Origin of the sequence: Paenibacillus litoralis (assembly GCF_046244365.1) — a bacterium.
Classification (GTDB): Bacteria; Bacillota; Bacilli; order Paenibacillales; family NBRC-103111; genus Paenibacillus_V.
The window spans coordinates 3,912,689-3,925,731 of sequence record NZ_CP176395.1 but is presented as its reverse complement, the minus strand read 5'-3'; the positions used below and the strand labels follow the sequence as shown (position 1 = coordinate 3,925,731).

General features: G+C 52.5%; 17 protein-coding genes and 1 tRNA gene. All 18 read right to left on the bottom strand.

The genetic code is table 11. The features are described 5' to 3' along the window. Nucleotides 1-3 precede the first annotated feature (3 nt). On the bottom strand, nt 4-720 hold the full coding sequence (locus ACKGJP_RS15955) for a demethylmenaquinone methyltransferase (protein WP_409346603.1): 717 nt from the start codon (nt 718-720) through the stop codon (nt 4-6). Further along, a complete protein-coding gene (locus tag ACKGJP_RS15950; protein WP_409346602.1) occupies nt 717-1,598 on the bottom strand; it encodes a heptaprenyl diphosphate synthase component 1 in 882 nt (293 codons plus the stop codon). The genes ACKGJP_RS15955 and ACKGJP_RS15950 overlap by 4 nt, the downstream gene beginning before the upstream one ends. 152 nt (nt 1,599-1,750) lie before the next feature. After that, nucleotides 1,751-2,272 carry a hypothetical protein gene (locus tag ACKGJP_RS15945; RefSeq protein ID WP_409346601.1) on the bottom strand — a complete coding sequence of 174 codons (522 nt, stop codon included), beginning with the start codon at nt 2,270-2,272 and terminating at the stop codon, nt 1,751-1,753. A gap of 93 nt (nt 2,273-2,365) precedes the next feature. Beyond that, nucleotides 2,366-2,587, bottom strand: a complete 222-nt coding sequence (gene mtrB, locus ACKGJP_RS15940) for a trp RNA-binding attenuation protein MtrB (protein WP_409346600.1) — start codon at nt 2,585-2,587, stop codon at nt 2,366-2,368. A gap of 100 nt (nt 2,588-2,687) precedes the next feature. Continuing rightward, on the bottom strand, nt 2,688-3,608 hold the full coding sequence (locus ACKGJP_RS15935) for a phosphatase PAP2 family protein (protein ID WP_409346599.1): 921 nt from the start codon (nt 3,606-3,608) through the stop codon (nt 2,688-2,690). Nucleotides 3,609-3,683: 75 nt separating this feature from the next. Beyond that, a tRNA-Pro gene (locus tag ACKGJP_RS15930) sits at nt 3,684-3,760 on the bottom strand. 185 nt (nt 3,761-3,945) lie between these two features. After that, a complete protein-coding gene (locus ACKGJP_RS15925; protein WP_409346598.1) occupies nt 3,946-4,218 on the bottom strand; it encodes an HU family DNA-binding protein in 273 nt (90 codons plus the stop codon). Between the two features lie 223 nt (nt 4,219-4,441). After that, complete coding sequence (gene spoIVA / locus ACKGJP_RS15920; protein WP_409346597.1) at nt 4,442-5,920, bottom strand: stage IV sporulation protein A; 1,479 nt, start codon at nt 5,918-5,920, stop codon at nt 4,442-4,444. 313 nt (nt 5,921-6,233) lie between these two features. Further along, a complete protein-coding gene (locus ACKGJP_RS15915) occupies nt 6,234-6,986 on the bottom strand; it encodes a hypothetical protein (RefSeq protein ID WP_409346596.1) in 753 nt (250 codons plus the stop codon). Between the two features lie 56 nt (nt 6,987-7,042). Beyond that, entirely contained in the window at nt 7,043-7,378 is a 336-nt protein-coding gene (locus ACKGJP_RS15910) for a 2Fe-2S iron-sulfur cluster-binding protein (protein ID WP_409346595.1), read from the bottom strand. Beyond that, nucleotides 7,347-7,982, bottom strand: a complete 636-nt coding sequence (locus tag ACKGJP_RS15905; RefSeq protein ID WP_409347177.1) for a nucleotidyltransferase domain-containing protein — start codon at nt 7,980-7,982, stop codon at nt 7,347-7,349. The genes ACKGJP_RS15910 and ACKGJP_RS15905 overlap by 32 nt, the downstream gene beginning before the upstream one ends. Nucleotides 7,983-8,028: 46 nt before the next feature. Then, entirely contained in the window at nt 8,029-8,322 is a 294-nt protein-coding gene (locus tag ACKGJP_RS15900; protein ID WP_409346594.1) for a 2Fe-2S iron-sulfur cluster-binding protein, read from the bottom strand. Between the two features lie 74 nt (nt 8,323-8,396). Further along, nucleotides 8,397-8,579 (bottom strand): DUF2768 family protein, encoded by a 183-nt coding sequence (locus tag ACKGJP_RS15895; RefSeq protein WP_409346593.1) that lies wholly within the window; start codon nt 8,577-8,579, stop codon nt 8,397-8,399. Nucleotides 8,580-8,686: 107 nt separating this feature from the next. After that, nucleotides 8,687-8,965 carry a stage VI sporulation protein F gene (locus ACKGJP_RS15890; protein ID WP_409346592.1) on the bottom strand — a complete coding sequence of 93 codons (279 nt, stop codon included), beginning with the start codon at nt 8,963-8,965 and terminating at the stop codon, nt 8,687-8,689. 51 nt (nt 8,966-9,016) lie between these two features. Continuing rightward, on the bottom strand, nt 9,017-10,066 hold the full coding sequence (locus tag ACKGJP_RS15885) for an NAD(P)H-dependent glycerol-3-phosphate dehydrogenase (protein ID WP_409346591.1): 1,050 nt from the start codon (nt 10,064-10,066) through the stop codon (nt 9,017-9,019). Nucleotides 10,067-10,102: 36 nt separating this feature from the next. Next, on the bottom strand, nt 10,103-10,702 hold the full coding sequence (gene plsY / locus ACKGJP_RS15880) for a glycerol-3-phosphate 1-O-acyltransferase PlsY (RefSeq protein ID WP_409346590.1): 600 nt from the start codon (nt 10,700-10,702) through the stop codon (nt 10,103-10,105). Nucleotides 10,703-10,886: 184 nt separating this feature from the next. Next, nucleotides 10,887-12,212, bottom strand: a complete 1,326-nt coding sequence (gene der, locus ACKGJP_RS15875) for a ribosome biogenesis GTPase Der (RefSeq protein WP_409346589.1) — start codon at nt 12,210-12,212, stop codon at nt 10,887-10,889. A 200-nt stretch (nt 12,213-12,412) separates the two neighbouring features. Further along, on the bottom strand, nt 12,413-13,024 hold the full coding sequence (locus ACKGJP_RS15870; protein WP_409346588.1) for a hypothetical protein: 612 nt from the start codon (nt 13,022-13,024) through the stop codon (nt 12,413-12,415). Nucleotides 13,025-13,043: the final 19 nt, after the last annotated feature.

The following is a 13,043-nucleotide window of genomic DNA, read 5'->3' as shown; positions in this document are numbered from 1 at the left end:
AGCTCACTCCCGCATCGTTTTCGCCTTTACGCCGATGTGAAGCGCAGCGATGCCCCCGGTGAGCGGGTAAGCTTCCACTTTCTCCAATCCGACCTCGCGAAAAATGTTCGCCAGCTGCTTATGGTCCGGGAAGCTTCTCAGCGACTCCGGCAGCCACTTGTATTGCTCATAGCTTTTGGCGAGCATTTTACCGATAAGCGGCAGCACCTTCTGAAAATAAAAATAATAAATGGATTTAAACGGCTCCCACGTCGGTTTGGAAAGCTCAAGCGAAACGACAAGCCCACCCGGCTTGACCACGCGCTGCATTTCTTTCAGCACCTGAACGAGATCGGGCACATTGCGCAAAGCGAAACCGATCGTCGCGTAATCGAACGAATCGTCGGCATAAGGAAGGCTCATCGCATTGCCGCGAACTAGCGTAATCTGCTGATCCAGATGGAGAGCATTTACCTTCTCCGCACCGAAGTCAAGCATATTCTGACTGAAGTCGAGTCCGACAACCGGCCCGCTTCGGCTTGCCTGAGCCAGGCTGATCGTCCAGTCGCACGTTCCGCAGCAAACGTCGATCGCCGCACTGCCTTCCCGCACGTTCAGCTTGGCCATCGTAAACTTTCGCCAATACTTGTGCCGGCGGAAGCTGAGCACCGAATTCATCAAATCGTATTTGGGCGCAATCCGCTCGAAGACGGAATGCACAAATTGCTCTTTCGATTTCATCGCAGATCCCCTTGTAGCTCTTCCAACAGCACTTTTTGCCTGTTCAGGTAACTCGCGAAAGGCTCCACGATCTTGAACAGCTCTTCGCCGAATTTCTCCGAGTCCAGCTGCCGGATTTGTTCCCATAGGCTTTTGACCTGAGTATCCAGCATATGATACAGCTGCGAGCTAATATTGTACTTGTGTAAAATCGCCTTCGTTCTCGAAAGATCGGACTCTTCGGCTTGCAGGATCTTCTTGTCTTCGCGCGTTCCGGCTTGCATAATATGCCAGTATGCCCAACTGCCGCGAATGTTCTGCAGCGAATCCAATCGGGCAAGCTCGTTCGAGATCAATTCGCATCTCGTAAAGCTGATCAGGATATCCGGCCACAGCTTCTGGCCTAGCCCTTCCATCCCCCGCGTAAACGACAAAAACAGCTGGGAACGAATGCTCGTCGACTGAAGCAAATATTCCTCTGCCGTCATTTTGAGCTGCTTGACCAAGTTATAGAAGTTCATCTTCATCCGATTCACTTCGCATACCGCTTGGGATAACAGCCTGATCATCTCGATCTGCCCCGCTTGCGCCAGCAATTGATAAAAACGCGAGCTAAAATAATCGCCTGCCAGCACTTTAAGCTGCCGGGAGCGGGCTTCCGCCTTCTCCTTGGCGACATTCGTGATCGGAACCATGTCGTGGGTGTCAAGTCCCATCTGCACGAGCGAAGTCGCCAGCGCATACACCTCACGATTGTCCGCATTTGTTCCGCTGCTGCCGAGGAACGCGAACAAAAGACGAGTCCGCAGCTCCGGAAAATCCGGCAGCTCCGTATGGATGCGAATCATATCGTAATCGATGTATGGTTTAGCCATTTCATGAATTCGAAACGTAGTCATCGAGAGCCTCCGAACGATAGCAAAAAATCTACAGCAACTCATTATAACACAACAGGTAACCTGCCGCACGTTCCGCGGGCAGGAAATCGTTCAGCCCGCGCATTTCGTCCGGCACCTACCCATATCCTGTAAGCCCAAGGGAACGATACCCATCAGGACGTCTGCCATTTTTTCGTGTACGTGATGCGATAATGCGACTGCAAGTAATCCTGCAGCGTTTGAGCGCCCTCTCCCTCGCGCTTCCACGAGCTGCTGCGGCTCGCTTTGCGGGCATCCATGGCGACAAGCAGCGGATAGCCTGATTCTGCCGCGCCTGCTTCCTTGCGTCCTTCCAGCACCCGCACTAGCACCTGACGCACGTTCGAGGTCTGGAATCCGAATTCGGACAACGTGTACAGATCCCGGTAAACGCGCTCGATACCGGATGCCGCGGAGGGCATCAGCAAATCGACCGAAAGCACGGACTGATGCCAGTCCGCCTTCTTGATGGACAACTGGAGCGGAAGAGCGCTCAGCATATCGACCATATTGTCGTCGGATAACGTTGGAACGGGAGACCGATTCGCCGCAAGCGCTCCTGTACTGTCCGTCGATCCCCTAAATGCAATGGACATCGCAAGGGCAATACATACGGATATCAACAGCGCGGTCCCAATCCCGGCAAGCTTGCTCATCGTACGCAATCCCTCCCGAAAATAGGTCTGCCTTATCTGTATCTATTACCCATTGTACAACGAAAAAAAGCAGGCTATGCCTGCAGGAGCAAATTATTGATCGGTTTCGATCATGCCGTGCTTCGTGATCACGACCGCTTTACCGCGGATTTTGACGGCGGATGTATGATCGGTGAATTGCGCGATCATCACTTCCCCTTTATCCAGCTTTTCCGTATGGTGAAACCGCGTATCTTGACCACGGGTGAGACCGATGACCTGAACCCCGTTTTCCTTCGCTTTCACGACGAAATAATCGCTTTGACTTGTTTCCAACCTTCTCGCCTCCCCCGTTAAATCATGCCTTAAACGGCTGCCAATCCCCTTTGCGCTTCTCTTATGATGATGGAAAACGCCTACAAAGTCAACAAAGCCATTAAGCGGACGTCTCCATCTTCGCATTTGCCGATTTCGTTCCATAGAAGGACAGCAGCCGCACGGGCAGCCTGGCCGAAACGAAGCGGATCAGGAAATCGGCCAGCTTCACTACGCCGTATGCGAACGCCATGCCCGCAATCACGTCAAGCACCCAATGAATTTGCAAATACATCGTCGAGAAAATAATAGCCGAGCAATACACGACCATCAGCCATTTGAAAATAAAATCTTTCTCCCGCAAAGCAAGCAGCAGCATCGCGAAAGAGATGGACGTATGCATGCTCGGAAAACAATTCATGACGCTTACAAGCAGCTCGTTCTGATCGGCAAACGTCCTTTTGAGCAAATCCGGCTGACCCTTCACCCACCATACCTCGCGCAGCAGAATGAGATTGTAGAACGGCAGGATGAGCGGAAACTGGAGAAGATGGCCGGATAGCGCATAAGACAGCATTTTTTTGACGCTCCTGGTCCAGAAGCTGCGTACGATGCAGATCCATAAGGAAAGCACAAACCCGTAGTTGTAGATCCAAACCATCGCCCTGTCGAGAAGGGGAAAGTGGATGACGCGCGCCCACATGGCATGATTAAGCGGAATGCCGTTCATCCAATCGTCCCAGTTCCACGGATGCCGGTTGTTCTCGAACATCCAGTTGGCGATTTTCCACCAGAACGAATTGCCGGAGCCGTAGAAATAATAAAATATGCCCAGCAGCGGGATACCGGCCCAAAAAAACTTTCGCCATTCGATATCCGCTTGATCCGCCCTGATCCCAACCAGACACAAGAGCAGTAAAATCCAGCACTCCTCGCTCCAGCCGCCGACGACGCCGATGCGCCACGTCAAGTAGATGGAAACCACAATGCCAATCATCGTCCAATCAAGCGGGTTCCATCCGATATTGGCCTTCTTCGGCATCGACTCTCTCCCTTTCGTAGATCAAGAAATTCGCATGAATGAGAAAAAGACATCGAATTTACGATGTCTTCTCCATGGTCGGAGTAACACGATTTGAACGTGCGACCTCACCCACCCCAAGGGTGCGCGCTACCAGGCTGCGCTATACCCCGACGATGCTAAACCTATGCTGCAAGGAAGATTTTATATGATATTCGAGAAATCGTCAAGCGTAGAATCCGAGTTTGTAAGCGCTGTATACCAAAGCCCCGCAAGCTCCCTATTAAAAATAGAAAGCCGCCTTCCTCATGGAAGACGGCCAGTTAGGTCAAACCTGTATGTAACGGAAACCGGCGGCTTATTGAATGACGTCTCTAAGCGCTTTACCCGGTTTGAACGAAGGCACTTTGCTGGCGGCAATTTCAATCTCTTGGCCCGTTTGCGGGTTGCGTCCTTTGCGTGCCGAGCGTTCTCTAACTTCAAAGTTACCGAAGCCTACCAATTGTACTTTATCTCCGCTTTGCAGCGCATCGGAAATCGCCTCAAAAACGGCTTCAACCGCTTTCGTTGCATCCTTCTTGGAGATGTCGGAAATTTCGGCAACCTTGTTGATCAATTCAGATTTGTTCACAGCTTTCACCTCCCCATATGCGTTAAGTGCATACTCTTACTTTCTGTGTTAACCGTTTCAGCCTAAAATATACGTATGCAGCAGCGAAAACGAACAAATTTATCTTATTATAGCAGGCTTCGTTTTGCAATACTTCACTTTAGGCGCTTTCCGCACAAAAAAAGAGACGCCATAACAAGTAAGTCGTTATTAGCGTCCCTTGGCGATTCTATTCGGTTGGGAACTACAAAATAATCGCGATCAAACCGCCGGAACCTTCGTTGATGATGCGCCCAAGCGTCTCCTGAAGCTTGTAACGGGCGTTGTCCGGCATCATGGCCAGCTTGCCTTGAATGCCCTCGCGAACGATGGAGTGGAGCGAACGGCCGAATATGTCGGATTCCCAAATTTTCAGCGGGTTATCCTCAAAGTCTTGCATTAAGTACCGCACCAGCTCTTCGCTTTGCTTCTCCGTTCCGATGATCGGCGAGAATTCCGACTCGACATCGACGCGGATCATGTGAATGGACGGCGCCGTCGCTTTCAGCCTGACGCCGAACCGCGAACCTTGCCGGATCAGCTCCGGCTCGTCGAGCGCCATTTCGGCAAGCGTCGGCGGCGCGATGCCGTAGCCGGTCGTTTTGACCATCTCAAGCGCTTCGGCGAATTGATCGTATTCTCGCTTGGCATGCGTAAATTCCTGCATCAGTTGGAGCAGATGATCTTTGCCGCGAATTTCCACACCGACGACTTCCATCAAAATTTTATCGTACAGCTCATCCGGCGCATACAAGTCGATCTCGGCTACGCCCTGCCCCATATTCATTCCGGCAAGCGCAGCCCGGTCGATAAAATCGTAATCCGAGAACTGGCTCACGACGCGGTCGACGTCGCGCAATCGGCGAATATCCTGCACCGTATCGCGGACTGAATTTTCAAAATTGCTGCGCAGCCAGTGGTTATCTTGAAGCACCATCACCCAGCTAGGCAGATTGACATTCACTTCGTGAACCGGGAATTCATAGAGCACTTCGCGAAGCGCGGACATAACTTCCTCTTCGCCCATCGTCGCCACGCTCATCGCCATGACCGGAATATCGTATTTACTCGCAAGCTCGTTCCTAAGCTCCTGAGCGGGCTCGCTTTGCGGTTTCATCGAGTTAATGATGAGAATGAACGGCTTGCCGACTTCCTTCAGTTCGGCGATGACGCGCTCCTCTGCCTCAACATAAGAAGAACGCGGAATTTCCGCAATGCTGCCGTCCGTCGTGACGACGACGCCGAGCGTGGAATGCTCTTGAATGACTTTGCGCGTACCGATCTCGGCCGCTTCCTGGAACGGGATCGGCTCGTCGAACCACGGCGTAGATATCATCCGGGGACCGTTTTCGTCTTCGTAGCCCTTGGCTCCTTCGACGGCATAGCCCACGCAATCGACGAGCCGGATATTGACGTTCAAGCCTTCGGCCACCGTTATTTGCACCGCATTATTTGGCACGAATTTCGGTTCCGTCGTCATGATGGTGCGGCCTGCCGCGCTTTGCGGGAGCTCGTCAATCGAGCGTATACGGTCCGACTCGTTCTTGATGTTCGGCAGCACGACGGTCTCCATGAAGCGTTTGATAAAGGTCGATTTACCCGTGCGGACTGCACCGACGACCCCCAGGTATATATCCCCGCCGGTCCGTTCGGCAATGTCTTTAAAGATGTCCACTTTTTCCAAAGAGATCCCTCCTACAGGTTAAGATGAAACATGCCGGTGACCGAAGCACGAACCGGTAAAGGACGCTCCTTCGGGCTCGCCATGCGACCACACTCGTACAATCTTTTTGACTAGTAAAAATATATGTCGTCTTGCAAAGAATATGACTACTTTTTGTACATCCTATCAACTCCTCGTATACCTTTCGGCGCTGCCGTTTAACGGCTTCCGAATAACTTATATGAGCGATCCTCTCCTCCTATTCGTAAAAAGATGCCTCTTTTTCCAAAAAAAAAGCCCTCGGGCATGCTCATGCATGCGCCTAGGGCTTCGGCTATTCTTGCTTGACGACGGGCTGATTATCGGACCAATAATAAGGAAAAGAACGGACGGGAACATAAAAGCCTTCCTCTACGAGCAGAGATCTCAGATCCTGCGACGGATCCGGCTTTATCGACTTTTTGTTGATCAGCTTCATGATTTCCGGGCCGTAATCGATCGCTACCTGGCCGGATTCGCTAAGGATGACCGTCAAGAACTGATTGGAATACGGGCTTCGAAACTGTTCCATCTTCTGGCCCAGCTTATCGAAATCAAGCGAATACATGGACGGCGCAACTTGGCTGCCTAGCGGAAGAACGTCTTTCTTAGCCTTGTATGCATCTACGTCCGCTTGCAGCTGGACAACCTTCTGATAGGCGGTCAAGTCCATCAGCTTAACGGTCGGCTTCGTTTCGGCGTCTACGATTACATATAAAGCCGTCCCTCCGTTTTCAAAGGCGTTCGTCGGCACCGTGCTGATCATGTTACGGTCCTTGATCTTCTTGAAGTCTATCAAATATTTTTCGTAGAGCGGCGTTTCTTGAGGTTTCGTTTTGATTGGGAGCACGCCGGTCGCTTTCCGGTACGTATCGACGGCGTTCTGCACGACCGTCAAATATTCACCCGATGCCAAAGAATACCCCTTTTGCACCTCTCCCCGATACATGCAGCCCGATAACAGCACCAGAAATACGGCCGTGACGCCCAGCCTCCAGAGCAGCCCTCGGTTTGCTCGCTGAGCGATTTCAGTCATTCGGGAAATCATTGTCCTGCCTCCTTCAAGCTGTTCCCCGCAATATGGTTTATCCATTGGGAGAGCAGCTACCATTCCTCTTCTTTTTGCTTTTGAAGCTGCGCCCGTACGGCAGCCTTGAGCGGATCCTCCGGCACGAGTACGGTGACGGGGCCGGCAACGCTTGCCTGACAAGCAAGACGGTAGCCTTCGTCAAGCAAAGAACCGAGCTTCAGCTCCTCGTTCCGGTTTGCCTTCGCCAGTCCGATCCCGCCGTCGACTTTGACCTTACACATGAGGCAAGCCGCTTTTCCACCGCAACGGGTGCGAATATTGACATGGGCTTTGCGTCCGGCATCGAGCAGCGTCGTACCGGGACGTACCTGGACCCGTTTATCGTCCGGCAGAAAATGTACCTCCGGCATCTTTCACCGCCATCCTCTCTTGTAGCGATACGCCGAGCAAACCGTTCATCCGCTCGAGCAGTTCAGCCGAGATGAGGTTCCGGCCGATAATCGCGATAAGCGGCGGAAGATGTAACGCTAAATCCCCCTTGATGACCGGGGCGATAGCCTCGTAGCGGTCGGGACGTTCTCTAAGGATGTTAAAAAGAAATTCATGCGCCAGCGGCATTAACGGTATACGCCGACCTGCAGCTTCCGCTTGAAATCCGAAGTCATATAAGAGCGACCCGATTTCCACTCGGTATTCGGCGCCGCATGCCTGCACCCGAAATCCGCCGACAGCTTCCAGCTGTACGCTTGGAACCGCATAGTGGCTCAGGACGGATTCGTAGATCGGCGTGCGGCTGAATTGCGGAGCATCCATCGCCAAGTCTTTAAGCGCATGGTGAAAAGGGATCGCATCGGTTTCATCCATATAAACGTCCAAATCACGCGGCTCGCGGCCGATCGGCACGCCTTGCAGCAGCAGGCCGCAGCTCCCGCCCACCAGCCACTTTACGTTCGCAGGCTTCAGCCGGTCGTGCAGCGCAGCCAATGCTTGTACGATCGATTCGGACAACACCATGTTCGTCAAACCTTTCCCATCGCAAAATAGTTCGTTCTTTATCCTGTTAGAAATACGTTTTGTTTGCAACGGACACAGGCCCTTCTCCCGTTAAAACAGCCTGGCAGCCCAGTCTGTAGCCTTCTTCGATTTCTTCCGGTTCAAGCGCATCCAGCTCCGCATTCGTCGGCGCGGCGAGATGATTCATACCTGTCGTAACCAGACACCTGCAGCGGCAGCATGTTCCCCGCGTGCACAGATGCCCCCACTCGACATCATGCTTAAGTGCGAGCTTCAAGATTGTCATGCCGGGTTCTGCCGGTACCGTTTTATGTACGCGTTTCCCTTTTAATTCAATCATTTTACGTTCCTCACTCTCAAGCTGCGTTCCAAATACTCGGATGATGCTGCGTTGCGATTCGCCGCTTCGCGGGGTTAAAGCAATCCGGCCAGCGCCAGCAATACTCCATACACCAATAAGATAAAGGCAATAATGATGATCAGCACGCGAAGCCAAGCGTATTTAATCTTATAGCGCGCGTACATGACTAACAGCGAAGCGATGACCATAAAGCCGATTGCATACATCGTCGCCCACATTTTATCCATACTGCTCATTGTCTACAACCCACCTATTCTCCAACTCAACCCGTTTGATTATACCATTCTCACCGCAAAAAAATAAAGCATAAGGCGCGCCTGAAGGCGTGCCTTATGCTCAATGTTCACTTTTTGGATATCATTTTCATCAATTGTTCCAGGTTATTCGGGTTCAATTGACTGTTTTTGACCGCATTGACAATATCGTTAACGGTCGACTCCGGAACGTTGATGTTGACCAAACCGGACACCTGCTTGATCAGCTGCCGAAGCTGTGCTTCGTTTTGCATGGTCGAAGGCTTGACGGTGCTCGCCAGTTTGTTGATATCTTTCTCCGAAACCGATTTGCCGGTCTTGCTCTTCACCGTATTCAATATGTTCTTGGAAATATCCTTTCCGCTCATCCATACTCCTCCCATCGGCTTAGGTATGAGTATTGTATGAGTCGGATGCCTTTATGGTGTAGGCTCTTCGCCGGTCCATGAAACGGTCGTTAGTTCTTCGATTTCGTGCGTGCGCACGCGTCCCATCAATTCTTCAACGGCCATACGCGGGGCTTTACCTTCGAACAGCACCCTGTAGAGCGCATCCGCAATCGGCATGGAGACCTTGTATTCGCGGGAAAGCCCATACGCCGCTTTGGTCGTTTTGATGCCTTCTACGACCATTCCCGTCGATTGCAGCACTTCCTCAACCGTTTCTCCCAGCCCCAGCCGGTTTCCAGCGTTCCAGTTGCGGCTGTGCCGGCTTGTACACGTAACCACAAGATCCCCGACGCCCGCGAGCCCGGCAAAAGTAAACGGATTCGCGCCCATCGCTACGCCCAGCCGGGAGATTTCCGCTAATCCCCTCGTCAGAAGCGCGGCCTTCGCGTTATCGCCGAAGCCGAGTCCGTCGCTCATTCCAGCGCCAAGCGCGATAATATTTTTCAGCGCGCCGCTTACTTCGACTCCGATCACATCCGGATTCGTATAGACGCGAAAGTTCGCGTTCATAAACAAATCCTGTGCCGCCTCCGCCGCCTCCAGACATTTCGCTGCGACGACGACGGTAGTCGGACAGCGAACGATCACTTCCTCGGCATGGCTCGGGCCGGACAGGACGACGATCCGATCGGGATCGGTTTGCGGGATTTCTTCCGCGATAACTTCCGTCATCCGCTTGAGAGTGCCCGCTTCGAATCCTTTGGTAGCGTGAATCAGCAGCGTGTCCGGTTTCACGAACGGCTTCATTCGCGAAGCGACATCGCGCATCGCCGCAGAGGTAGCCGCAAGCAGAACGGCGTCCGTATCGCGAAGCGCGTCCTCCATATCCGTAGTCGCCTTGATGTTCGGATGAAGCGTTGCGCCTTTTAGAAAGCGGCCGTTCGTATGTAGCGTGTTGATTTCCTCCGCTTGCGCGGCATTTCGCGTCCATAGCGTCACGTCCGCGTTGTTATCGGCCAGAACGGAAGCAAGTGCCGTCCCCCAGCTGCCGGCGACGAGCACACACATTTTTTTGCTCAACACGTTTCCTCCCATTCCTTTAATGATGCTGCTTTCTTATTGCTTTTTAGCGCCCAGCTTATTTTCTTTCCCTTGTACAAGCTTGACGATATTCGTGCGGTGGCGCACAAACGCAAATACGGCGAGCACCAGGCTGGCCCAAAGAAGCGGCATCGGTTTATCCATCAGGATGATGATGATCGGCAGCAGACTTGTCAGCAACAGCGATCCGAGCGAAACATACCGGGTAATCGCAATCGTTAGAATAGCTATGATGCCCGCAATCAATAGAGGAAGAAACGCCAATGTCGCCATGACGCCAACCGTTGTCGCAATGCCCTTACCGCCGCGAAAACCGAAGTAGACCGGCCAATTATGGCCGATAATGGCTGCCAGCCCGCATGCTACGGCAACCCAAACATTACCTTCTACAAGCCACATGCCGACCCAAACGGCAAGCACGCCTTTGAGCGCATCCAGCAGCAAAACGGCAATCGCCGGGCCTTTTCCCAGAACGCGCAACGTATTCGTCGCCCCGGCGTTCCCGCTCCCGTGCTTGCGAATGTCGATCCCCTTCAACCATTTTCCCGCAAGAAAGCTAAAGCTGATCGAACCAAGCAAATAACTGATTATGACGCTTACAATGGCTAACACCAACGAACCTCCTAAGATCCACCGAAAAGGTATGCAACGCTTCGTCTCTTGAATCCGGCCGCTTTTCGGTGAGTTTCCCTAAAATCTTACTCTTTCCTTTTAAAAAGATCCCCCCGTCATGCGGGGAGATCTCTTCATCTCCCCGAAGACTTGTGGGGAATGCCCGCTGTGCGAACGGAACGGGGCATTACTCTTCGCCCGACGTTTTTTTCCTAGTAAACAAGCGCAGCGGCGTTCCCGAAAAGTCGAAAGCGGCCCGTAACTTGTTTTCCAAGTAACGCTCGTAGGAAAAATGCATCAATGACGGATCGTTTGCGAATAAAACGAATGTCGGCGGCTTTACCGATACCTGTGTCACATAATTCAAACGAAGCCGGCGGCCCTTGTCCGTCGGAGGCGGCGTGATCGCCACCGCATCGGAAATAACCTCGTTCAGCAGATGCGTTTGAATGCGCATGGAATGGTGATCGGCCGCTTCTACGACCATCGGCAGCAGCTTATGCAGCCTTTGCTTCGTCTTGGCGGAAACGAACAATACCGGGGCATACGACATGAACAAGAAATGGTCGCGAATGGTCTGCGTAAATTGGTGCAGCGTTTTATCGTCCTTCTCCACGACATCCCATTTGTTTACGACGAAAATCGCCGCTTTACCCGCTTCATGCGCGTAACCCGCGATATGCTTATCCTGCTCGATGATGCCTTCCTCGCCATTGATCAGCACTAGCGCCACATCGGCGCGCTCAATCGCTTTCATTGCACGCATAACGCTGTACTTTTCCGTAGCTTCGTACACCTTGCCGCGTTTGCGCATGCCGGCGGTATCGATCAGAACGAATTTCTGGCCTTCCCGTTCGAACGGCGTATCGATCGCATCGCGGGTAGTCCCGGCAATATTGCTGACGATAACCCGCTCCTCGCCCAGGATTGCGTTAACGAGCGAAGACTTGCCGACATTCGGACGGCCGATAACCGCAATCTTGATAACATCGTCGCCATATTCCTCTTCCTCTAACTCCGGAAAGTGAACAATCGCTGCGTCAAGCAGATCGCCCATCCCGATCCCGTGCGCGCCCGATATCGGAATCGGGTCGCCAAAGCCGAGTGCGTAAAACTCATAAATCGCTTCCTGCATTTTGATGTTGTCGATCTTGTTGACCCCAAGCACGACCGGCTTGCCCGATCGGAACAATAGCTGGCTGATCTCTTCGTCCGCCGGCGTAATGCCCGTTTTGCCGTCAACCATAAAGATAATGACGTCCGCTTCCTCGATGGCAAGCTCCGCCTGCACTCTTACGGCGCGCAATATTTCATCCTCGCCGTCAATTTCTATACCGCCCGTATCGATGACATGGAACGATTTGCTGAACCATTCTCCCGATCCGTACATCCGATCCCGCGTTACACCTGGCTTATCTTCAACAATTGCCTGCCTCTCTCCAACCATACGGTTGAAAATCGTCGATTTCCCGACATTCGGGCGGCCGACAATTGCGATCGTCGGTCTTGCCACTGCCTTCAACTCCTCATATGAACTATTCCCTAGTGAAGAAATCGCTGCGCTGCTTGTCTACCGCTATTTTACCCTCAACGAGGGAATCGGTGAAACAAACGTTTCTTGCAGCTTCACGGTCATTCTTGGCACTTTCTTCCCATACACACAACTTACATCATAACAAAAAAGCGCACGCTTGGCGAATATTTATTCGTTTTCTATTTGCGCCACTGTCTGGTCCGCTCCAGGATCGAAGAATACCCCGCTTTCGCCGCAGCGGCTATACCTTCTGCAAGAACGGTCCATATTCGCGCCAAGCAGACCGTCATCCACCAGTGATCTTGAAAGCGCGCATCGCCGAGTACGGACGGCAGCCTGCCGCCCGTCACATACAGAAACATCGCGCTGCTCAAGAGCAAGCTAAGAGAGAGCACGGCAATTTGCTTTGCCGGCCTTCTTACCAGCAGCGTCACCGCAACAGCCAAAACGAAGGATGAATCCGGCATCGCCGGAGCCGCAATCCCTTCCGTTTGACGCATCCCGAAATCGACGGTGCCGAGTAAAATAATCGCCGTAACCATTTGCAGACGGCGCTGACCGGCGTCACGCGCAGCAAGGCCATAAAGCCCGATAATGGCCAGTAGCGGGTAAATGCCGTAGATCGTTATCCGCCCGACTTCGACAGGCAGGAACGATAACGGGAGCCACAAAGCAAAAAACACCGCGATTTTCCCATTCGGAACATCTCTAAGAAATACGTCCTTCCAGCCGCTTGCAAGGAGAATGACCGTCATGACCATCCATATTAGCGATAAATAGCCCGGATTCATGTTTTACGTTCCTTTCTGT